The sequence below is a fragment of the Cryptosporangium arvum DSM 44712 genome, from assembly GCF_000585375.1.
GTDB lineage: Bacteria > Actinomycetota > Actinomycetes > Mycobacteriales > Cryptosporangiaceae > Cryptosporangium > Cryptosporangium arvum.
This window is the reverse complement of record NZ_KK073874.1, coordinates 4,387,029-4,409,119: the sequence shown is the minus strand read 5'-3', so window position 1 is coordinate 4,409,119 and position 22,091 is coordinate 4,387,029. Positions and strand designations below refer to the sequence as shown.

Genomic DNA, 22,091 nt, shown 5'->3' with positions numbered 1-22,091 from the left:
ACGTTAACCCGGGAGCCACTCGATCGAGGTCGTGACCTCGTCCAGCCGGTCCGGGATCGGCACGACACCGAGCCCGGGGCCGGTGGGCACGTCGAGGTGGCCGTCGCGCAGCACGAACGGTTCGGTGACGTCGGCGGCGTAGTACCGCCCGGAGCCCGACGTGTCACCGGGCAGCGTGAAGCCCGGCAGCGCGGCCAGCGCGACGTTCGCCGCCCGGCCCAGACCGGTCTCGAGCATGCCACCGCACCAGACCGGTACGCCGTGCGCGACGCAGACGTCGTGGATCCGCCGCGCCTCGAGGTAGCCGCCGACCCGTCCCGGCTTGATGTTGACGATCCGGCACGCGTCCAGCCGGATCGCGGCCGCCGCGGCCCTGGCCGAGGTGATCGACTCGTCCAGGCAGACCGGCGTGCTGATCTGCCGGGCGAGCTCGGCGTGCCCGAGGATGTCGTCCTCGTCGAGCGGCTGCTCGATCAGGAGCAGGTCGAACGGGTCCAGCCGGGCCAGGTGACGCGCGTCGCCGACGGTGTACGCGGTGTTCGCGTCGACCTGCAGCAGCACGTCGTCGCCGAAGCGCTCGCGGACCGCGCGGACCGGTTCGACGTCCCAGCCCGGTTCGATCTTGAGCTTGATCCGGACGTAGCCCTCGTCGAGGTAGCCGCCGACGGCGTCGAGCAGCTGCGGGATGCTGTCCATGATGCCGACCGACACTCCGCACGGCACCCGGTCGCGCACCGCGCCGAGCTCACGCGCGAACGAGCGGCCCGCGGCACGCAGCTCGGCGTCGAGGATCGCCATCTCGAGCGCCGCCTTGGCCATCTGGTGGCCCTTGAACGGCGCCAGCAGCCGGGCGACGTCGGGCGCGGCGAGCGAACCGGCGGCGCGTACGGCGGGCACCAGGAAGCGGCGCAGCACGTCCGCGGCCGCGTCGAGGTACTCGGGTGAGTACAGCGGGTCGGCCATCGCCACGCACTCGCCCCAGCCCTCCACGTCGTCGCCGATCACGCCGACGAGCAGGAGCTCCCGGGTGGTCTGCGTGCCGAACGACGTCCGGAACGGGGCCACCAGGGGCATGGAGATGCGCCGCAACTGGACGCCGGTCAGCTTCACGATTCCCTCCGTACCACGTAGAAACCGGCCGGGTCGAAGCCCTCGATCTGGCCGGTCAGTGCTTCGCGCACGGCGATCCGCCAGCGCCGCGCCAGCGCCGGGTCATCGGCCCGCATCGCCTCGATGTCGCGAGGGACCGCGACCAGGTGGACCGGGCCGTCGACCGGGGACGGAAGCGGGCCGCCGTCCGCACCGACGGCCAGCGACACCCCCGCGCCGGGCGGCGTGCCGGGCCGCTCGTCGTCGTACTCACGCAGCCGCCAGTGCACCAGCAGCCGGTCGGAGTCCTCGCCGGTGTTGATCGCGTCGGACATCGCGCCGTAGAAGTTCGGCAGGTACTCGGCCGGGCGGGCGCCGAGCTTGGCGATGTTGAAGTAGGCGTTGCGGGCCACCAGCGGGTCGAACGTCCAGACGATGTCGGCGACCCCGCGCTGCAGCGCCCACGCGCGCTGGTGCAGCTTGAGCGCGAAGCCCACGCCCCGGCCGGCCGCGTCGCGCGACACCCCGGCGATGTGGCTGTGCAGCGCGCTGCCGGCCGGCTCGTGGAAGAACGCGACGCAGGCGCCGATCAGCCGGTCGTCGTCGAACGCGCCGGTCACGTAGTTGCCGGCCTTGCTGAAGGCGCGCATCAGTTCCGCGGTCACCGGCGGGTTCGCCGCGCGGCCCCAGATGGACGCGAGCAGGTCGACCGCCTCGGTGATGCGGACCATGTCGGTGAGCTCACGCACCACGACGCCGGCCTTGTGCGCGGCGGCCTCCGCCGTCTGCGTCGGGTGATCGGTCACGGCGTTCTCGCTCCTCGTCATTGGGAGACCAGCAGGTGCTCGACCAGAGCGCGCAGCAGCGCGGTCCGGGGGGTGATCTCACCGATGACGACGTGCTCGTCGTCGGCGTGGGCGCCGCCGCCGACCGCGCCGAGCCCGTCCAGGGTGGGGGTGCCGACGCCGGCGGTGAAGTTCCCGTCGGACGCGCCCCCGACCGCGGCGCGCCCGGGCACCGGCAGGCCGCGGGCCACCGCGATCCGGCACAGCGTCGCGTAGAGCCCGTCCGAGGCCGACGCTTCCAGCGGCGGCCGGTTCACGCCGCCGGCCGTCTCGATCCGGGCCCGCGGGTCGACCGTCCACAGCGACCGCATCGCGCGGTCCACCCGTTCCTGCTCGGTCACGCTCCCGGCCCGCACGTCGACCGCGAACGTGCTCTCGGCCGGAACCGTGTTCGTGGTGACGCCGGAGCGCGCGACCGTCGGGGTGACCGTCGTTCCGGTCGCCGGGTCGGCGAGCGCGCTGACCGCCAGCACCTGGTGGGCGAGCTCCACGGTGGCGTTGACGCCGCGCTCCGGTTCGAGGCCGGCGTGCGCGGCGCGTCCGGCCACGCGCACCTCGTACAGCGAGACGCCTTTGCGCTCGCACTTGACGTGCCCGTCGACGGACGCCTCGAGCACCAGCGCGGCCGCCGCCGCCTTGGCCTCCTCCTCGATCAGCGCGCGCGAGCTCGGCGAGCCGATCTCCTCGTCGCCGGTCACGAGCAGCGTGACGCCGTCCAGACCGGCGGCGGCGTGCAACGCCATGACCAGCCCGATCTTCATGTCGAAGCAGCCGGGTCCGCGCAGGATCCCGCTCTCGACCGCGAACGGGCGGCCGGCGAGCGTCCCGATCGGCCAGACCGTGTCGTGGTGGCCGAGCAGCAGCACGCGGGGCTCGGACTCACCGAGCCGCCAGCGCAGGTGCGTCCGGCCGTCGATCACGATCCGCTCCGGCGCGGCACCGAGGATGCCGGCGCCGACCTCGGCGACGACGTCGGCCGACCGCCCGACGGCGGCCAGGTCACTGGAGGGCGACTCGCACTCGATCAGCGCACGCGCGTCGGCGAGCATGTCCCGGAGGTCGGCCATCAGCTGACCTTCGGGGTCGCCCGCACGCCGAAATGCAGGTACGGCTCGCCGCTGGGCAGGGAGTAGAAGGTGACCGGCATCCAGTTCTCCGCCTCCGGTGGCTTCACCGCGAACACGCCGGGGCCCGACGGGACCAGCGTGTACTCGTCGACGGTGTTCGGCTCCAGCTCGGCGAGCGGGCCGATGATCGTCGTGCGCAGGAGCGGCGGGTCGGCCTCGACCTCCATCCGCACCCCGGCCCGCTGGTAGGTGCCCACGTACGGCGTCACGTCGCCGTCGTAGGACCCCGGCGCGAACGGGCGCGGCACCGCGACGCCGGCGAGCTCGCCGAAGATCTCCCGGAACAGCTCCTCGTACAGATCGCGGCCGTGCCCGCCGTTGGTGAGCAGCACGACGGCCAGCCCGTGCGAGGGCAGGATCCGCAGGAACGCGGCCTGGCCCAGCGTCGTGCCGTCGTGGCCGATCAGCCGGTGGCCGTCCCAGTCGAAGCGGATCCAGCCGAGGCCCCACGAGTCGCCGAGGATCTGCTTGTCCGGCAGGTCGGCCTGGAAGGCGGCCATCGCGGCCGCGCTGTCGGCGCTGATCAGCCCCCCGGTCAGGTGCGCCCGCGCGAACGCGAGCACGTCGGCGACGGTGGAGTTGACCAGCCCGGCGGGCCCGATCGCGCGGGGCAGCATCCAGGTACCGACCGGCTTGCCGTCGTGGTGACCGACCGCGGCCGACGAGAGCAGCGCCTCCTCCGGCAGCGTGCTGGTGCCGGTCAGCCCGAGCGGCGTGAACAGCCGCTCGCGCAGCGCCTGGTCCCAGCTCAGACCGGTGATCTTCTCGATCACCCGGCCGAGCAGCGAGTACCCGGAGTTGCAGTACGAGAACGTGACCCCGAGCGGGTGGTTCTGCCCGACCTCCTCGAGCTGCTCGACGTACTTCTCGATGCAGTCGTCGCCGCGGCCGGTGTCGGTGAACACGTCGCCGTCGATGCCGCTGGTGTGGGTGAGCAGGTGCCGCACGGTGACCGCCTTGGTCACCTCGGGGTCGGCCAGGCGCAGCTCCGGCACGATCTCGGCGACCGGGGTGTCGAGCGTCAGCGCGCCCTCGTCGATCAGCCCCATCACCACGGTCGCGGTCCAGACCTTGGTGATCGAACCGATCTGGAACACCGAGTCGGTACGCACGGGAGCGCCGGTGCCGGTGTGGAGCACGCCGTGGGCGAGCTCGACCAACTGGTCACCGGAGAGGATCCCGAGCTGCGCGCCCGGGACCTGGTGCCGATCGGCGAGCCGGGCCAGCCGGTCCTGCCAGTGCGCGGCGTCGACGCGGGCGCGTCCGGTGGTGTGCTCGGAGATCCAGTCGACCAGCCGACGGCCGTAGTCGACCCGCTGGGACGGCGGGCCGAGCAGCACGAACGCGTGCGACGCCTTCGGGTACACCACCAGCCGGGTCGGGACGCCCAGCTGGCGCAGCGCGGTGTGCCACTGCTGGGCCTGGCCGACGGGGCAGGTCAGGTCGTCGGCGCCGTGCAGCAGCAGCGTCGGCGTGCGGACGTCGGAGACGTGGGTGAGCGGCGACATCGCGGCGTACTCGGCCGGCTTCTGCCAGGGCGGGCCGCCGAGCTCGTAGACGCTCAGGAAGTGCGCGTCGTCGCTGGAGCCGCTGATGCTCACCAGGTCGCTGACCGTCCCACCGGCCACCGCGACCGCGAACCGGTAGTCGTGGGCGGTCAGCCAGCAGGTCATGTACCCGCCGTAGCTGTAGCCGGTGACCGCGAGCCGGTCGCCGTCGGCGAAGCCCTCGGCGACGAGCTGGTCGATCGGCTCGAGGAAGTCGGCCGCGTCGGCCAGGCCCCAGCCGCCGTTGATGCTGTCGTAGAGCGCCTCGCCGTAGCCGTCGCTGCCGCGCGGGTTGATCAGCAGCACGGCCCAGCCGCGGTCGACCAGCTCCTGGTGGTAGAGGTGCATCTCGTCGGCGGCGGCGTTCCACGCGTTGTGCGGGCCGCCGTGGATGTCGAGCACCAGCGGCCGCGGACCGCTCGCGGCCGGGTCACGCATGATCCAGCCCTGCACCCGGGTGCCGTCGGAGATCGTGAACCACCGCTCCTCGCGCCGGTGCAGCTCGACCTGGTTGCCGGTGAGCACGGTCTCGGCGCCGGTGGCCAGGTCCACGACGACGATCTCGCCGAACGACGTGGGGGTGGCCAGCGTGATCGCGGCGCGGCCGGCGGCGATCGAGAGCCCGGAGACGACGCGGCCCGCTCCGGCGACGACCGCGTGGGCGTCGGCGCCGTCGAGGCCGACCGCCCAGAGGTGGGTGCAGCCGTGGTCGCGCAGACAGAAGTAGACCTGGCCGTCGGCCTCCCGGGGCAGCCCGCCGGGGTAGGCCGGCGCGCCCGGCATGACGTTGCGGTCGACGTCGGCGGCGAGCTCGGTCACCTCGTCGTCGACGCGGTACAGGCGGGCGTGTCCGCGCGGGTCGCCGGTCCAGCCGGTGACCAGCAGCGCGGAGCCGGCCCAGTCCACGGCGGAGGCCACGCCGTCGGCGAACGCGCGCAGGCGGGGCCGGGCGTGCGGCGCGTCGACCTCGAGCAGGAACACCGGCGTGCGGTGACGCAGGTCGCTGTCGGCGCCGTGCTTCCGGGTGAACGCCAGCGTCGTCCCGTCCGGCGACCAGGCCACCGCGCCGACGTCGTGCCCGCCGTCGGTGAGCTGCCGCACGTCACCGCTACCGAGGTCGACGACGTGCAGGTGCCTGCGCACGGCGCCGTGGAAGCCCGAGCCGTCGGCCTGGTAGTCGAGACCGTCGCTGACCATCGGGCCGCCGGTGTCGCCGACCGGCGCGGTGAACGCGAGGCGGGTGCCGTCCGGGCTCCAGCGCGGCGCACCGGCGCCCAGCGGCAGGTCGGTCACCCGGTCGGGCTCTCCCCCGTCGAGGTCGAGCAGGGCGATCTGCCCGTCGCGCAGGAACGCGAGCCGGCGGCCGTCGGGCGACCAGCTCGGCGCGGTGTCCGAGGGCCCCCGGGTGAGCCGCCGCGGTGCACCCCCGTCGGTGCCGACCAGCCACAGCTGGTCGACGTTGCGGTCCTGGTCGGTGTCGAGGGTCCGCAGTACGTAGGCGATCCGGGTGCCGTCCGCCGAGAGCGCCGGCTGGGACGGGACCACCACATCGGCGATGTTCAAGGCTTGCTCCTTCGGCCGGGTACGGCGGCGAGAAGTTCGCGGGTGTAGTCGTGCTCGGGCTCGGCCAGCACCTGGGCGGTGGGGCCGTGCTCGACGAGCCGGCCGTTGCGCATCACCGCGACGTGCGAGGCGACGTACCGGACGACCGCGAGGTTGTGGGAGATGAACAGCATCGAGAGGCCCTGGAGCTCGCGGACGAGGTTGAGCACCGCGCCCTGCACCGAGACGTCGAGGGCGGAGGTGATCTCGTCGGCGATGATGACCTGGGGGTCGGCCGCGAGGGCGCGGGCCAGCGCGACGCGTTGACGCTGGCCGCCGGAGAGCCGGGACGGCAGCGACCGGGCGGTCGAGGGGTCCAGGTGCACCTGCTCGAGCAGGTGCGCGACACCGGCTTTCCGGTCGGCGCCGCGGGGCATGGCCTCGGCGATCGTGGCGCCGACCGTCATCCGCGGGTCCAGCGACGAGTACGGGTCCTGGAAGACCATCTGCAGTGGACGCCGCCCCCGGGTCGGGATCGGCGCCCCGTCGAGCGTGATCCGGCCACCGGCCAGCGGGGCCAGGCCGACCGCCGCGCGGGCCAGCGTCGACTTGCCCGACCCGGACTCCCCGACCAGCCCGATCACGGCGCCGTCCGGCACGGTCAGGCTGACGCCGTCGACGGCGGTGTGCCGCCCGTACCGCACGGTCACGTCCTCGAAGCGCAACTCGCTCACGGTGCCTCCTCGCCGCGCTCGGTCGCCGGCAGCTCCTCGCCGGCGTGCCAGCAGGCCACCCGGTGTGCGGTGCCGTGCTCGGCCAGCGGCGGGTCCACGGTCCGGCAGTGGTCGTCGGCGAGCGGGCACCGGGCCGCGTAGGCGCAGCCGGGAGGCACGTCCGCGGGGTCGACCGGGCGTCCCGGGATCGTCGCGAGCGGCAACCCCAGGTCGGTGGCCATGTCGGGCACCGCGTCCATCAGCGCCCGGGTGTAGGGGTGCAGCGGTTTGACGCCGGTCGGCAGCTCCTCGACGATCCGGCCGGCGTACATCACCAGCACCCGGTCGCAGACGTCGCCGATCACCGCGACGTCGTGGCTGATCAGCATCAGCGCCGCGCCGTCCTGTTCACGGATCGTCGCGAGCAGGTCGAGCACCTGCTGCTGCACGGTGACGTCGAGCGCGGTGGTCGGCTCGTCGGCCACGATCAGCGCCGGGGTGTTCATCAGCCCCATGCCGATCATCGCCCGCTGGCGCATCCCGCCGGAGAACTCGTGCGGGTAGAGACGCGCGCGGTTGCCCGGGTCCGGGATCTGGACCGCGCCGAGCCGGTCCACCGCCCGGGTCATCGCGTCCTTGCGCGTCATCTTCTGGTGGTGGGTCGCGACCTCGGCGAGCTGGGCGCCGATCCGGCGGGTCGGGTTGAACGCGGTCATCGGATCCTGGAAGACCATGGCCAGCTTCGTGCCGAGCGTGCGCCGCTGGAGGGCGGTGCGCGGCCCGAGCAGGTCGTCGCCGAGGAACTCCAGCCGGGCCGCGTCGACCTGGCCGTGGTCGGCGATCAGCTTGGTGACGGCGAGCGCGGTCATCGACTTGCCCGACCCGGACTCGCCGACGATGCCGACGGCCTCACCGCGGCGCACCTGGAACGTGACGCCGCGGACCGGGCGGACCGGCCCCGACGGCCCGGCCAGCGTGACCTCGAGGTCACGCACGTCGAGCACCACGTCCGGGTCGGGCTCGGGCGCGCTCACCCGCTTCTTCCGGACGAGGGGGCGCAGCCGGGCGTCGGCCGGGACGCCCAGCCCCTTGGCGACCGACTCGCCGAAGAAGTTGAACGCCAGCCCGGCGACCACGACCGCCGCACCGGGGGCCAGCGCCGCGGCGGCGTTCACGTAGAGCGTGCCGATCCCGTCGAAGAGCAGGCGGCCCCAGTCGTAGGAGGGCGGTTGCACGCCGAGGCCGAGGAACGACAGCCCGGCGAACGACAGCAGCGCGCCGCCCGCGCCGATCGTCGCGTTCACGACCAGCGGCTCGGCGATGTTCGGCAGGACGTGGCGGAACAGGATCCGGAACCGGCCGACGCCCACCGTCCGGGCGGCCGCGACGTAGTCCCGGGCCTCGACCTCGGCGACGAGCGTCTGGGTGAGCCGCGCGAACGACGGCGCGCCCGCCAGGCCGATCGCCAGCACCGCGCCGGTGGCGCCCACGCCGAACACGACCGCGAAGAACAGCGCCAGCAGGATGCCGGGGAACGCGACCGCGATGTTGACGCCGGCGGTCACGATCCGGCCGGAGCGCTTGCCGAGCAGGAACGGCGCGGCGCCGAGCAGCGCCCCGGTGACGACGGCGAGCACGGTGGCCAGCAGCGCGAGCACGATCGACAGGCGCGCGGCGACGAGCACCCGCAGGAGGATGTCCCGGCCGAGGTTGTCGGTGCCGGCCCAGTGCTCGGCCGAGGGCGGCGCGAGGATCTGGTCGGTGTCGACGACGTCCGCGTCGGAGCCCCACACCAGCGGGCCGAACGCGGCCAGGGCGAGGATCACCACCATCAGGACGGTCGCGGTCAGACCGAGCGGGCTGCGTGCCACTCGTAGCCAACGCATCGCTCAGCCCTCCCGGATCGTCGAGCGTGGGTCGAGCAGGGCGAGGATCACGTCGACCACCAGGTTCGTGACGAGCACACCGACGCCGTACACGAGGACGATCGCCTGCACGACCGGGTAGTCCTTGGCGAGGATCGACTGGACGATCGTGCTGCCCAGCCCCGGCCACGCGAACACGTTCTCGACCAGGACCGTGCCGGCGACCATCGCGCTGAGCAGCAGGCCGCCGAGCGTCAGCGCGCCGGTGACCGCGTTCGGCAGCGCGTGGCCCAGGTAGACCGTCCGGGCCGGCAGCCGTTTGGCTCTGGCCGTGCGCACGAAGTCGGCCTCCAGCACCGCCGACATCTCGACCCGCACGATCCGCGAGAGGATCGCCGCCGGGCCGATCGCCAGCGAGACCACCGGCAGCACGTACGAGGCCGGGGTGTCGTTCCCGGCGATCGGGAACCAGGCGAACCGGATACCGAACAGGTACACCAGCGCGACACCGATCAGGAAGTCCGGGATCGTCGCGACGATCGTGCTCGTCGTCGTGAACGCGACCTCGGAACGCCGGCCGTGGCCGCGCCGGGTCAGCACGCCCATCGCGACGCCCAGCGGGATCGCGATGAGCACGGCCACGACGAACGCCAGCACGGCGAGCAGGAGCGTCGCGGGCAGACGTTGGGCGACGACCTCGGAGACCGGCAGCCGCGAGGTCAGCGACGTGCCCAGGTCACCGGTGAACAGGCCCTTGAGGTAGTTCAGGTACTGGAGCAGCAGCGGGTCGTTGAGCCCCAGCGCTTCGCGGCGCGCCTCGACCAGCTCGGCCGGCGCGGTGGGGCCGAGCGCGCCCCGGACCGGGTCGCCCGGGATCAGGTGGATCATCGCGAACGACGCGGTCACCAGGACCCAGAGCGAGACGATCAGCCGCCCCACGCGTCGCACGCCGAACCCCACCCACGGGCTGGCCGTGGGCAGGGGTCGGAGGGTGATCGTGGCCGACATGCTATTTCGCCAGCATCCGGATGCTGGTCGGGACGAGCTGGCCGGGTGTCTCGAACTTCGACGCCTTGCCGAACGTCCGCACGGTCGTGTTGGCGAACGGGACGATCGACGCCTTCTTGATCAGGTCCGACTCGGCCGCGAGCCACTTGTCGCAGCCCTCGGCGCCGGGGAGCGCGGCGGCCGCGGTGACGGCCTCGGTGTAGTCCGCGTCGGCGATCGCGGCGAAGTTCGTGCCCTTCGGCGCGGCCGGGCCGGAGAGGAACGGCACGAGCTGGTCCGGGCTGTTGACGTTGAGCGACACCCAGGCGACGTCCCAGTCACCGGCGCCGAAGATCGTGCCGGTCAGCGTCGTCTCGTTCTGGCTCTTCGCGGTGGCGTCGACGCCGACGGCCTTCCACTGCTTCACCGCGAGCTCGGCGGCCGCGTTGCCGCCGCTGCCGCTCGTGTTCTGGTACAGGAACGTGAGCTTGAGCGGCTTGCCGGCCTTGGCGCGCGTCCCGTCGGCGCCCTTGGTCCAGCCGGCCTGGTCGAGCAGCGCACCGGCGGCGGCCGGGTCGTGCGACGGCAGCGACTTGGAGACCGAGTCCCCGGGGCAGGCCGCGGGGGCGTTCGTCGCCAGCACGGTCGCCGCGCTGCCCTTGCCCGAGGTGAGCACCTTCTGCAGCTGGGCCAGGTCGAGCGCCCGGGTCAGCGCCAGCCGCACCTGCGGGTCGTCGGTGACGCGGCCCTTGGCGTGGTTGTACCACTGCTCCCCGCTCAGCGCGGGGGTCTCGGCGGTGAACAGGCCCGCCTTCTCCAGCCGGGCCGAGTCCGGCCCCGCCACCTGGGCGGCGCTCAGCCCGCCGGAGACGAGCAGGTTCGCCGCGGTCGACTCGTTCTCCACGATCTTCACGACGACGGTCTTGGGCATGCCCTTGGTCGCGGTCGTCGCGCCGTCCGGACCCCAGGTGTAACCGTCGCGGACCTGGTAGGTGTAGTGGTCGCCGGGGGCGGCCTCGACGAGCTTGTAGGGCCCGGTGCCGGACGTCGTCTTGGTCAGCGCGGCCCGGTTCTTCAGGCCGCTCGGGCACACGATCGGCAGGCTCGCCAGCCCGTTGAGCACGAACGGCGCCGGCTGCGCCAGCGTCAGCGTGACGACCCGGCTCGCGTCGTCGCCGGCGGCCTTGACCCCGGCCGGCAGGAAGACGCCGAGGAACGGGCTGCTGTTCTTCGGGTCGGCCACGAAGTTGAGGTTGTCGGCCACCGCGGTCGCGGTGAGCGCGCTGCCGTCGTCGCAGGTGATGCCCTCGTTGAGGGTCAGCTCGACGGTCGTGCCCTCGGCCTTCCACGACGTGGCCAGCGCCGAGCGGATCTCGCCGCTCTCGCCGTCGACGCTGACCAGCGGGTCGTAGGCGAACTGGGTAACGGTGAACAGCGACGTGCCCGCGCCCATCTGCGGGTCCAGGGCACCGGGGTCGGAGGAGAGGCCCAGCGTGAACGTGCCGCCGTCGACGACCGGAGCGCCGTCGCCGGCGCCGTTGTTCGCCGCGCCCGAGCAACCGGCGAGCGCCAGCGTCAGACAGAGGCCGTAGGAGGCCATCCTGGTGCGCTTCATTCTTCGTCCGTTCCCGCGCGGCGGATGGCGCGTCCGAGGTGGAGGTACAGCGCGTGGCCCGTGCCGTCGTCGCCCAGGAACGCGTGCGGCATGTACATGCCACGGTCGGCCTCGACCGGGATCAGCATGTCGTCGCGGTAGGACACGAGCTCGGTGCGCTCGACCCGCCCGCCGATCTCCTCGAGGAAACCCTTGGGGGTCTGCTCGATCCAGATCCGCCGATCGTCGTCCTGGCTGACCGTGAGGTCGTAGACCGACGCGGAGTAGGTGCCGAGGAACCGTTCGGCGTCGATCGTCGGTGGCTCGGCCGGTGGAACCGGGGACGCGGGCAGCTCGACCCCGGTCAGCCGGTTCAGGGCGCCCCCGACGACGTCCTTGTAGAGCGACAGCGCGTCGCCGCCGTTGGTCAGCAGGGCGACCGCGACCCCCGTGCCCGGCACCATCCGCAGGAACGCGGCCTGCCCGATCGTGTTGCCGTCGTGGCCGACGATCGCGCCGGACGGTAAGTCGAACCGCTCGAAGCCGAGGCCCCAGGAGGTGCCCATCAGGCCGAGGTCGGGTAGATCGACCTGCCGCTCCTGCATGAGCGCGGCGGTGCCCGGGGCCAGGACCTGCTGCTCGCCGACGCGGCCGTCGTCGAGGTGCATCCGGGCGAACGCGACCAGGTCCCGGGCGCGCATCGAGAGCATCGCGCCGGCCGGTGCGTTCGACCGGTACATCGCCCAGACCGGAGCCGGCTGGTAACCCTCGCCCCGCTCCGGCTCGACGTGGCCCATCGCGGCGCGGTACTTGATCGCCTCGTAGGCGTCGGTCGCGGCGTGGGTGAGCCCGAGCGGCGTGATCAGGTACTCGCGGAGGCTGGCGTCGAACGACGTGCCCCGCAGGACCTCGATCAGCCGCCCGAGGACGCAGTAGCCGGCGTTGTTGTACGAGAACTGTTCGCCCGGGGGGAACAGCTGCGGCACGTCGTGCAGTGCCGCGACGTACTTCTCGACGCAGTCGTCGCCGAAGCCGGTGTCGACGAAGATGTCGCCCTCGAAGCCGGCGGTGTGGTTGAGCAGGTGGCGCACGGTGATCGTCTGCGCGGCCTGCTCGTCGGCGATCCGGAAGTCCGGCAGGTACTCGCGGATCGGCCGGTCGAGGCCGACCTTCCCCTCGTCGACCAGCTGCAGCACCAGCGTGCTGGTCCACAGCTTGGTGATCGACCCGATCTGGAAGACCGAATCCGCGGTGGCGTCCACGCCGGTGGCTTTGCTGAGCACACCGGCGGCGCCGTCCACGACCTCGTCGCCACGCACGACGGCCCAGTTCGCCGCGGGTACCTCGTACTTCGCGAGCATCGAAGGAAGCTCGTCGTTGAGCCAGCTTTGGATGTCGTCTAGATCGCCCATGCGCGGTGATGCTAGGCACACTCGCGGGCCAGCTGTTCGTCGTGGCCGACGAGTTCACAGGGGTGGGTAGTCGGCTCCGACGAACGGACGGTCGTACCGTAGTCTGCACGCGTGGCCGGATCATCCCTTCGTATCCGGATCTTGGTCGCTGTGCTGCTCGCGGCCGTCGTCTCCTGCTCCTCCTCGGAGTCCGAGCTGTCGTTCTCCGGCGAGCCCACCGCGCTCCCGCACGCGGCGGTCCGGCCGTCCGCCTCGCAGGACGACCGCGACCGGGCCCTGATCGACTTCTACCGGGCGTGGAAGGACGAGTACGTCCACGAGGACTGCGGCGACGGCGCCTACCAGATCTACTCGCCGGACGCGGCGTACCCGTTCGTCTCCGAGGCCCAGGGGTACGGGCTGACGATCGCCGCGATGATGTCGGGGGCCGACCCGGACGCGCGTGACCTCTTCGACGGGCTCCTCACCTACGTGCTGGACCACCCGTCCACCCGCACGCCCGACCTGATGGCCGCCGAGCAGGACGCCGACTGCGTCGACAAGGCCGGCGGCGACTCGGCCACCGACGGCGACATGGACGTCGCCTACGGCCTGCTCCTCGCCGACCGGCTGTGGGGCAGCGACGGCGACGTCGACTACCGCGACCTGGCCGTCAAACGGATCCGGGCGGTGAAGGACAAGACCGTGAACCCCTCGTCGGAGCTGATGCTGCTGGGCGACTGGGACACGACCGTCGACCCGCAGCTCTACGCCACGACCAGGACCTCGGACTGGATGCCGTACTACTTCCGGGTCTTCCAGGAGGCGACCGGCGACACCGCGTGGTCGGCGATCGCCGACGCCCACCGGAGCGCGGTCGCCGACCTGCGCGATCCGGACACCGGCCTGCTGCCCGACTTCGCCCGCACCGGCGGCGACGGGATCGAGCCGGTCACCGGCAAGGTGCTGGAGACCGCGAACGACGGTGACTACTCGTTCAACGCGTGCCGGGTCCCGTGGCGTCTCGGCACCGACGCCCTGCTCACCGGCGACGCGTCGTCCACGTCCGCGGCCCGGACGATCGATGCCTGGTTCCGGTCCACCACCGGGGGCGACCCCGGCCGGGTCGGTTCGGGCTACCGCCTCGACGGCACCCGCGAGGACGCCGACGAGTCGAACGCGTTCTGGGCGCCGCTCGCGGTGAGCGCGATGACCGATCCGGGCGGCCAGCGCTGGCTCGACGCGCTCTGGACCAAGCTCGCCGAGAACGACGTCGAACGCGGCAACTACTACGGCGACACCATTCAGCTCCAGGTGATGCTGCTGCTCTCCGGTCGCTATCTCACGGTTTGAGCGGCGACCCGCGCGCGGAGCTGGCATGCTGCCGTGCGTGCGCCGTTGGCATTCCGAGTCCGCACGCCACGTCGTCGAACGGCTAGCCGCCGGACGTTCGCTCGACGACCTGGGGCTGGCGACCGTCGACGGCCTGCTGGACCTGCGGGGATTACCCGCGGCCGGGCTGGTCGTCACCGGGGCGCGCCTCACCGGGCTCGATCTGAGCTACGCCTCGCTCCCCGAGGCGCGCCTGACCGACGTCGAATGGAGGCAGTGCCGTTTCGACAGCGTCGACCTGTCGGCCGCGGTGATCGTCGGCGGGTCGCTCGCCGAGTCGACCGTGCGCCGGGCCGACCTGCGCGACACGTCCGTGGCCGGTTCCTCGTGGGAGTCGGTCGACCTGGTCGGGAGCAAGTTCGCGTACTTCGCGGCCGAGCGCGTCACGTTCACCCACACCACGTTCCCGGCGCTGGCGAGCGTCGGGTTCACGCGCTGCTCGTTCGAGCGGTGCCGGTTCCTCGGCGGGTTGTCCGGCGTGCGCTTCCTGGGCCGCCAGACCCGCGACGACCGCGCGCCCGCCGTCCTGCGCGGGGTGTCGTTCTTCTCCGACAACCTGCGCTACGCCGAGTTCGACGGCATGGAGTTCGACGACGTCACGTTCCCGGGCAGCGACGCGATCATCGTGGTCGAGCACGGGTTCCGGGCGGTCGCCGAACGGGCGGGCGACCTGTCGATGAACCGGCGCGACGACGTCGGGGAGGCGTTCCGGAAGTTCCTGTCCCTCGAGTCGTCACGGCCGGGGCTCAGCGCGACGGCCGGCTGGGCCATCGGCCGGCGGGACTTCATCGACGATCACCCGAACGGCCCCGAGCTGGCCGACTTCGCGACCCGCACGCTCCGCAAGGCCCAGAAACAACTGCGCTCCGAGGGCGTGATCGGTTAGGCGCGTTCGGCGGTGTAGAGGATCAGGCCGCCGTGGCGCGGGTGGACGATCTGGACGACGAGCTTCGTGCCGTCCCAGGCCACCGGCACCGTGAACGCGTCGCCGCGGTAGCTCCAGGTGGCGCTGAAGTCCTCGTGGCCGGACACCTCGGCCGGGAGCGCGATCGCGGTGCCGCGGTCGGGGGCGCCCTCGCCGGCCACCTCGACGGTGAGGACACCGGCGTCGATCCGGTAGGTGCCGTTCCTCGCGTCGGTGAGCAGGCCGTGTTTCCGGCCGGGCGGCGGGGTGCCGCCGGAGAGGGCCCAGGTGTCGTCGCCGATGGTGAGCAAGCCGGCGCCGCCGTCGGCGGTGACTCGCCAGGTGCCCCTCACGAACGCGGTGACCAGGGCGGCCCGGGGGTGGCGGCCCGGCAGGTCGACGCCGCACGCGCCGAGCGCCGCGGCGGCGAGGCCGAGCCCGGCGTATCTCAGCGCGGCCCGCCGCCCGACGACCCCCGACAGCTGACCGAGTTCTCGAATCGTTCGCACGGCCGCACCCTGTCGCCCCACCCTGAAGGCTTCCTGAAGGCTCCGAGGCGTTCCGGCGCACGCCCCCGCTGCGTAGCGTGGCCACGCCAAGTCGGTTCAGCTACGGGGAGAACACATGGTTCGGCTACGGCGGGTGGCTCTGGTCGTCGTGCTCGGAGGGCTCGCGCTCCTCGGCGTGGATGCCACCGCCGCACGCGCGTGGGTGCCACCGGAGATCGTCTGCGACGGGGTGCGCTACACCCTTCCGCTTCCTCCGGACGTCGAGCCTCGGTGCGAGATCGACCAGAGCATCCCGAACAAGTGGCCCTAGTAGAGGCGTACCGGCTTCTGGATGGTGGCGTCGTCGGCGGCCGACGCGGGGGCGGCCGCGGCGGCGGCCACCGCGGCGGCGGCGAGGACGAGCGCGATCCGCTGGAGCGTCCTGGTCATGACCGAACTCCTTCGTCGTAGGTCGCGCCATCGTGGCCGGCCGCGCTGAAGGTTTCCTGAAGAGTGAGGAGTGCGGATGGTTGGCCGGAGAGGGGCGCGGCTGGTGGTGGCCGCCGGGTTCGGAGTACTGCTGGCGTTCGGGGTCGCTCCCGGCGGCGCGTCCGCCGCGGCCACGATGCCGCCGCCGGACTGCGGTGTGCCGATGCCGCCCGGCGCCGATCCGACGAAGTGGTGCGACGACCAGCACGGCAACCCGAACAAGTGGCCCTGAAGTTTTCCTGAAGACCTCGAGGTGTACCGGCCCGGCCACCCGGTGCGTAGCGTGGCCCTCGCGTCGGCCGACCTGCGGGGGCCGTCGGCCGACGCACCATCCCGCCGCTCAGTCGGCGGTGTGCTCAGTCGACGGCGCGGGCCAGGTTGATCGCGCCGGGGAGGTCGAGAGCGGCGCCGGCCAGCGCGGCGGCCCGGTAGGCCCGGTCGCCCAGCACGGTGCGGCTGCGCGCCTCCACCTCGGCGCGTACCCGCCGGTCCCGCGGCAGCGGCACCAGCCCCGCGTCCGCGCGCACGGCTCCGGCCGCCCCGAGCAACGTCGCGGCCCGCCGCGCCTCGCCGGCGCCGCCCCGAGCCACCCCGGCGGCGACCTCGGCGGCGACGACCTCGAGGTCGTGGGCCACCGCCCACGGGTGGGCGATCGCGCCGTGCCGGTCGAACGCCTCGCGCACCAGGTCGGCGGCGTCCGAGTGCCGCCCGTCCCGGCCGACGACCGCGGCGAGCAGCACCGCGGCCCGCGCCGCCTGCTCGAAGCTCTCGTGCCGGCGGAACGTCGCGAGCACCCGGCTCAGCACCGGCTCGGCCCGGTCCAGATCCCCGCGTTCGAGCAGGATCTCCCCCACCAGCAACCGCGCGTCGGCCTGACCGGCCTCGTCCTCGTCGCGCGCGAACACGGCCGCCGCCTCGTCCGCCCAGCGCTCGGCGTCGTCCAGGGCGGCGTCGGCGAAGTGGTTGTAGGCGACGGACAGTCCACACCGGCCGATCGCGAACGAGTCGCCGCTCTCGCCGGCCAGCCGCCAGGCCAGCTCGCCGGTCCGGCGCGCGGTCTCCAGGTCGCCCAGCTCCAGCGCGATGTCGGAGACGTGCTGCGCGGCGCGCACCATGCCGGGCCGGTCGTCGAGCCGGGTGGCGGTGACGCTCGCGGCGGCCGCGTACTCCATCGCCTCCGGCAGCGTCACGTACGAGGCGACGACCGCCGCGGTCAGCTGCACCCGCAACAGCAGCTCCGCCGGTACGGTGCCCGACGACGCCGCCCGCAGCGCCAGCCGGTACCACTCCAGCCCGGCGCGCGGGGAGTTGCTCCACCACCAGCGCAGGTCCGCGATCATCGGCAGGCCGAGCTCGAGCCGCCCGCCGCGCAGCGTCCGGTCGAGCGCGCTCAGCAGGTCGGGCCGGGCCGCGTCGAGACGGCGCTGCCAGCGCAGGCGGTCCGGCCCGGACTGCTCGGCGACAGCGTCGGCCGCCAACCGGGCCAGGTACTCGTCGCGGCGGTCGAGCGCGTCCGCCGGATCGAGCAGCGACCGGCCGTACTGACGCACCGACTCCAGCATCCGGAACCGGGTCTCCGGCCCGGTGACGTCGGCGACCACGAGCGAGGCGTCGACCAGCCGGTGCACGACGTCGAGCGCCTCCGGCCCGCCGACCGCCTCCGCGGCCGCGAGCGGGAACGTGTCGGCGAACACCGCCAGCCGGGCGAACAACACGCGCTCGGCCGGGGTGAGCCGGTCGACCGCGGCGGCCAGCGCGGCGGCCAGCGAGCCGTGGCGCCCTCCGGTCGCGCCCCCGACGGGACGCAGCACCCGCAGCTGGTCGGCGAGGCGGGTGGCGATGTCGGCCGGGCTGAGCACCGCGGTGCGGGCGCTGGCCAGCTCCAGCGCGAGCGGCAGGCCGTCGACGGCCCGGCAGATCTCGGCGACCGCCGGGGCGATCGCGTCGGAGAGCTCGAAGCTCGGGCGCACCGCGCGGGCCCGGGCGCAGAACAGCGCGACCGCGTCGTTGGCCAGCGCGTCGGCGGCGCCGGCGACCTCGCCCGGCAGCGTCAGCGGCGCCAGCCGGTGCACCGACTCGCCCGGGACCCGGAGCGGGACCGTCGAGGTGGCGAGCACCCGCAGGTCGTCGGCGCCGGCGAGCAGCTGGTCGACGAGCTGCGCGCACGCCTCGGCCAGGTGCTCGCAGTTGTCGAGCACCAGCAGCACCGACTGTCCCAGCAGCCGGTCGACGATCGGCGTGTCGGTCGCGCGCACCGCGTCGGCGACCTTCGCCACCAGTTCGCCGCCGGTGGCGGTGCCCTCCAGCCGGACGACGACCACCCGCACCGCGCGCGCCCGGGTGACGACCTCGGCGGCCAGCCGCGACTTGCCGACGCCGGGCGGCCCGGTCAGCGTGACGAGCCCGGGCCGGGCCAGCAGCGCGACCAGCTCGGTCAGCTCCGCGTGGCGTCCGACGAACTCGCCGGACCAGGTCGCGCCGAGCACGCCGGGCTGGTCGCGGGGCTCGGGCCGGAGCCCGCGGTCGTCGGCGAGCACCGCCGCGTGCATGCGGCGCAGCCGCTCGCCCGGCTCCACCCCGAGCTCCTCGACCAGCCGGTCACGCGTCTCGCGGTACACCGCGAGCGCCTGGGCGCGCCGGCCGTCCTGATGGAGCGCGTGCATGAGCTGGCTGGCGAACCGCTCGTCCAGCGGGTGGGCCCGGACCAGCATGGTCAGCTCGCCGACCAGGCCGCCACGGCCCAGCGCGAGGTCGGCCGCGAGCCGGTCGCTGAGCGCGGAGACACGCGCCGACTCCATCCGCGGCACGAACAGGTCGTGCAGCGGGCCGGCGCCGACGTCGGCCAGCGGGGTGCCGTCCCACAGCGCGAGGGCCCGGCGGAGCAGCTCGGCGGCGGTCGGCTGGTCGCCGTCGCGGGTCCAGCGGCGCGCCTGCACGCTGAGGGTCTCGAACAGGTGCCAGTCGATCTGCTCACGCCGCCCGGCCAGCCGGTACCCGGCCGGCAGCCGGTCGAGCCGGAGCGCGGAGCCGGCCGCCTCCAGGCCGCGGCGCACGGCGGACACGTACACCTGCACGGTGTTGCGCGCGGTGGCCGGCGGCGAGTCGGCCCAGAGGTCGTCGATCAGCTGGTCGACCGGCACGACGTGGTTGACCCGTAAGCCGAGCGCGGCGAGGACCGCCCGGCCCTTGGCCCCGCTGACCGCGTGCTCGCCCGCGGCGCCCACCAGCCTCACCGGCCCGAGCAGACGAAGATCAAGCCGAGTGGTCACGCCCCGAGCTTGCCCACCCGTCGCAAGCTAGATTTCGACCGCCGTCGGCGCGGCCCGGGCCGACCGTTCCTGCTCGGCGAGCGCTTCGCCGATGCGGGCCGGCTCGCCGGGGCGTCCGTGCAGCCAGCCCTGCACCTCGTCGCAGCCGTGGTGGGCCAGCAGGACGGTCTGGTAGTGCTCCTCGACGCCCTCGGCCACCGTCCGCAGCCCCAGCGCGTGCGCGAGCGCGGTGACGGCCGCGACCAGCGGCGCCGCGTGGTCCTCCGGTTTGAGCGCGGCGACGAACGACTGATCGATCTTCAGGATGTCGGCCGGGAGGTGCTGCAGCCGGCTCAGCGACGAATAGCCGGTGCCGAAGTCGTCGATGGCGATCCGGACCCCGGCCTCGCGCAGCGCACGCAGCGCGTCGATCGCGCAGGGCGAGTCCGCCTGCAGCGTGCTCTCGGTGACCTCGAGGACCAGCCGGTCGGCGGGGAGTCCGGTCTCGGCCAGCACCGAGAGCACGTGGTCGGCGTAGTCCGGCCGCTGCATCTGCTGGCCGGAGACGTTCACCGTGACCTTCGACGGCAGCGTGCGGGGCCAGGCCGCGGCGTCCCGGCACGCGGTGCGCAGCACCCACTCCCCCAGCGTCGTGATGAAGCCGCAGCGCTCGGCCAGCGGGATGAACTCGTCCGGCGGTACCGGGCCGTGTCCGGCACGCACCCAGCGGACCAGCGCTTCGGCGCCGGTCACCCGGCCGGTGCGCGCGTCCGCGATCGGCTGGTACAGGACGCGGAACTCGTCGGCGTCCAGGCCGGAGACCAACGCCTGCGCGTCGGCCGAGTCGTCGCGGGCGTAGACCGTGCGGTCGCCGCCCCCGGCCTTGGCCAGCCGCAGCGCGCCGTCGGCCCGGTTGAGCAGCGTGCGGACCGCGTCGCCGGGCGCGTAGCCGGCGACGCCGACCGAGAAGCGGACGAACGGCGGCGCGACCGCGCGCAGCGCGTCCAGCAGCGGCCCGACCGACCCCAGGCCCAGACCCGGCACGAGCAGGACGAAGTCGTCCCCGGCCGTGCGGCCGAGGACGGCCGGTGGGGCGACCGCGGTCGCCCAGGCCTGTCCGCACGCCCGCAGGATGCGTGTTCCCTCGGCGATCCCGCTGGTGGAGTTGATCCGGGCGAACCCGTCGATGTTCAGCAGCGCGACGGTGAGCGGCTGCCCGCGGTGCCGGGCGCGCTGCAGCGCGGCGTGGCCGGCCCGCTCGAGCCCGCGCCAGTTCGGCAGGCCGGTGAGAACGTCCAGACCGGAGTCGGCGGCCGCGCGGACGAGCCAGCCCACCACGGCCGCGATCAGCAGGTTGAGCCCGGCCAGCACCAGCACCGTGCTCCACGGCAGCGCGCCCCACCCGACCTGGATGACCGCCAGCGCACCCAGGACCGTGACCAGCCCCGGCAACGACGCGACCGGATCGAAGAACGCGAAGAAGAACACGGTGACGAGCAGCAGCAGAGCCGCGACGGCGGCGGCGTCCGGCCGGTCGCGCTGGAGCCACACGCTGACCGCGATCAGCAGCGCGGCGCTCTCGGCCAGCAGGTAGAAGGCCAGCGGCGGCAGCCGCTGGCCCCACTTCGCCAGCGCCAGACCGGCGAGCATCGACGCCACCGAGGCCAGCCGGATCACGTCGTCGGTCTCGTTGCTCGGGCGCACCAGCATGCCGAGCAGGCCGATCAGACCGCCGACCGTGCAGGCGACCGCGGCGGTCACCGCCATCGCGCGTCGCGTCGCCACCACGGACGGGCGCAGCGAGCGCCGGGTCACCAGGTCGCCGAGACTTCTCACCGCGGACCCGATCGGCCGTCGCCGCGCCGATCTGAGGAGTCAGGTGATCTTCGGCAGAATCTCGTGACGCAGGCGCTTGAGGTCGTCGAGCGTCTTGGCCGTGGGGACGTCCCGGAACGGCGGCCACAGCAGCGGCATCGTGAGCCCCGCGTCGCGGTAGCGCTTCAGCATGTCCTCGATCTGCTGCGCGGTGCCGGCCAGGAGGTTCGTGCCCTTGCCGGCCGGGCTCTGGTCCATCGGCTCGTCGGTGATGACGAACCAGATCATGCTGCAGACGTCGAAGCCGTCGGGGAAGCCCCGGCCGAGCTCGCCGAGTTCGCGCTCGATCTCGCCGCGCCAGCGCGCGATCTCCTCGGGGGTGTCCTGGATGCCGATCCAGCCCTGGAGCCCGTACTTCGCGATGCGCTTCGCCGACCGGCGCGGATCCTTCAGGCCGGAGAAGTAGATCGGCGGGCCGGGCTGCTGGATCGGCTTGTGCCCGAAGCCGGAGAGCGGGAAGTCGGCGAACTCCCCGTGGTACTCGAACAGCTCGTTGGACCAGATGCCCTGCATGATCTCGATCGTCTCGCGCACGTGTCCGTGGCGGCGCGCGAAGAGGTGCGGCACGCTCGCGGCGGCGAACTCCTCGGGCATCCAGCCGGAGCCGACGCCGACGTTGAGCCGCCCGCCGGCGAGGTGGTCCTGGGTGGCGAGCTCGGCGGCGAGCACGGCCGGGGCGCGGTAGGGCGTGTCGATGATGCTCATGCCGATCCGCAACCGGGTGGTCTTCGCGGCCAGCCACGGGATCAGCGTCATGCCCTGGAACCACTTGCCGCGCGAGACGACCGGCATGCCCTTCGGGAACTCGGTCATCATGCCGAACGGGAACTGCAGCTCGGCACGGTCCGAGGCCTCCGGGACGACGATCCGGTCGAGCGTCCACACCGAGTCGAAGTCGAGGTCCTCGGCCAGCGCGGTGAGGTCCTCGAGCTCCGGGAGCGTCACGTGGTCGCGGAAGTTCGGGAGGTACAGAGCGAGCTTCATACGCTCACCGT

17 protein-coding genes and 1 pseudogene are annotated in these 22,091 nt (G+C 73.4%); 4 read left to right on the top strand and 14 right to left on the bottom strand.

Annotated features, from left to right (window positions below):
* Positions 1-3 precede the first annotated feature (3 nt).
* From menC to CRYAR_RS19725, 9 genes and pseudogenes are all read right to left on the bottom strand, one after another.
* Complete coding sequence (menC, locus tag CRYAR_RS19765) at positions 4-1,110, bottom strand: o-succinylbenzoate synthase (RefSeq protein ID WP_035852833.1); 1,107 nt, start codon at positions 1,108-1,110, stop codon at positions 4-6.
* A complete protein-coding gene (locus tag CRYAR_RS19760; RefSeq protein ID WP_211247543.1) occupies positions 1,107-1,895 on the bottom strand; it encodes a GNAT family N-acetyltransferase in 789 nt (262 codons plus the stop codon). The genes menC and CRYAR_RS19760 overlap by 4 nt, the downstream gene beginning before the upstream one ends.
* Positions 1,896-1,912: 17 nt before the next feature.
* Complete coding sequence (locus CRYAR_RS19755) at positions 1,913-3,001, bottom strand: M20/M25/M40 family metallo-hydrolase (protein WP_035852826.1); 1,089 nt, start codon at positions 2,999-3,001, stop codon at positions 1,913-1,915.
* Positions 3,001-6,171: an LpqB family beta-propeller domain-containing protein gene (locus tag CRYAR_RS19750; RefSeq protein WP_035852822.1), complete on the bottom strand. Its 3,171-nt coding sequence runs from the start codon at positions 6,169-6,171 to the stop codon at positions 3,001-3,003. The genes CRYAR_RS19755 and CRYAR_RS19750 overlap by 1 nt, the downstream gene beginning before the upstream one ends.
* Positions 6,172-6,188: 17 nt before the next feature.
* Positions 6,189-6,884, bottom strand: a pseudogene (locus tag CRYAR_RS19745) (ABC transporter ATP-binding protein); the annotation flags it as partial.
* The gene (locus CRYAR_RS19740) at positions 6,881-8,749 is read right to left on the bottom strand and encodes a dipeptide/oligopeptide/nickel ABC transporter permease/ATP-binding protein (protein ID WP_035852817.1); all 1,869 of its coding nucleotides are present in this window, start codon (positions 8,747-8,749) and stop codon (positions 6,881-6,883) included. The pseudogene CRYAR_RS19745 and the gene CRYAR_RS19740, both read right to left, overlap by 4 nt.
* A gap of 3 nt (positions 8,750-8,752) precedes the next feature.
* Positions 8,753-9,736: an ABC transporter permease gene (locus CRYAR_RS19735; protein ID WP_051570690.1), complete on the bottom strand. Its 984-nt coding sequence runs from the start codon at positions 9,734-9,736 to the stop codon at positions 8,753-8,755.
* Between the two features lies 1 nt (position 9,737).
* Positions 9,738-11,330 carry an ABC transporter substrate-binding protein gene (locus tag CRYAR_RS19730; RefSeq protein WP_035852814.1) on the bottom strand — a complete coding sequence of 531 codons (1,593 nt, stop codon included), beginning with the start codon at positions 11,328-11,330 and terminating at the stop codon, positions 9,738-9,740.
* Complete coding sequence (locus tag CRYAR_RS19725; RefSeq protein ID WP_035852811.1) at positions 11,327-12,721, bottom strand: serine hydrolase domain-containing protein; 1,395 nt, start codon at positions 12,719-12,721, stop codon at positions 11,327-11,329. The genes CRYAR_RS19730 and CRYAR_RS19725 overlap by 4 nt, the downstream gene beginning before the upstream one ends.
* A 150-nt stretch (positions 12,722-12,871) precedes the next feature.
* Between CRYAR_RS19725 and CRYAR_RS19720 the strand changes: the two genes are divergently transcribed.
* Positions 12,872-14,053, top strand: coding sequence for a family 8 glycosyl hydrolase (locus CRYAR_RS19720; protein WP_051570688.1), 1,182 nt, complete (start codon positions 12,872-12,874; stop codon positions 14,051-14,053).
* 25 nt (positions 14,054-14,078) lie between these two features.
* The gene (locus CRYAR_RS19715; RefSeq protein WP_035852804.1) at positions 14,079-14,978 is read left to right on the top strand and encodes a pentapeptide repeat-containing protein; all 900 of its coding nucleotides are present in this window, start codon (positions 14,079-14,081) and stop codon (positions 14,976-14,978) included.
* On the opposite strand, the gene CRYAR_RS19710 is transcribed toward CRYAR_RS19715, so the two are convergent.
* Complete coding sequence (locus CRYAR_RS19710) at positions 14,975-15,505, bottom strand: hypothetical protein (protein WP_035852802.1); 531 nt, start codon at positions 15,503-15,505, stop codon at positions 14,975-14,977. The two genes, CRYAR_RS19715 and CRYAR_RS19710, sit on opposite strands and share 4 nt — an antisense overlap.
* A gap of 115 nt (positions 15,506-15,620) precedes the next feature.
* On the opposite strand from CRYAR_RS19710, the gene CRYAR_RS19705 reads away from it, so the two are divergent.
* Positions 15,621-15,815, top strand: coding sequence for a hypothetical protein (locus tag CRYAR_RS19705; RefSeq protein ID WP_035852801.1), 195 nt, complete (start codon positions 15,621-15,623; stop codon positions 15,813-15,815).
* Here the strand turns inward: CRYAR_RS19705 and CRYAR_RS50245 are convergent.
* Positions 15,812-15,934, bottom strand: a complete 123-nt coding sequence (locus CRYAR_RS50245) for a hypothetical protein (RefSeq protein ID WP_281174611.1) — start codon at positions 15,932-15,934, stop codon at positions 15,812-15,814. The genes CRYAR_RS19705 and CRYAR_RS50245 overlap by 4 nt on opposite strands.
* A 76-nt stretch (positions 15,935-16,010) precedes the next feature.
* Between CRYAR_RS50245 and CRYAR_RS47430 the strand changes: the two genes are divergently transcribed.
* Positions 16,011-16,205, top strand: coding sequence for a hypothetical protein (locus CRYAR_RS47430; protein WP_157017912.1), 195 nt, complete (start codon positions 16,011-16,013; stop codon positions 16,203-16,205).
* A 124-nt stretch (positions 16,206-16,329) separates the two neighbouring features.
* Here the strand turns inward: CRYAR_RS47430 and CRYAR_RS43330 are convergent, their stop codons facing one another.
* Genes CRYAR_RS43330 through CRYAR_RS19690 form a run of 3 tightly spaced genes read right to left on the bottom strand, consistent with a single transcriptional unit; the run spans position 16,330 to position 22,080 of the window.
* The gene (locus tag CRYAR_RS43330) at positions 16,330-19,242 is read right to left on the bottom strand and encodes an AfsR/SARP family transcriptional regulator (RefSeq protein ID WP_084700726.1); all 2,913 of its coding nucleotides are present in this window, start codon (positions 19,240-19,242) and stop codon (positions 16,330-16,332) included.
* 27 nt (positions 19,243-19,269) lie between these two features.
* Positions 19,270-21,057: a putative bifunctional diguanylate cyclase/phosphodiesterase gene (locus tag CRYAR_RS19695; RefSeq protein WP_157017910.1), complete on the bottom strand. Its 1,788-nt coding sequence runs from the start codon at positions 21,055-21,057 to the stop codon at positions 19,270-19,272.
* Positions 21,058-21,096: 39 nt separating this feature from the next.
* On the bottom strand, positions 21,097-22,080 hold the full coding sequence (locus CRYAR_RS19690; RefSeq protein WP_035852797.1) for an LLM class flavin-dependent oxidoreductase: 984 nt from the start codon (positions 22,078-22,080) through the stop codon (positions 21,097-21,099).
* Between the last annotated feature and the right edge of the window lie 11 nt (positions 22,081-22,091).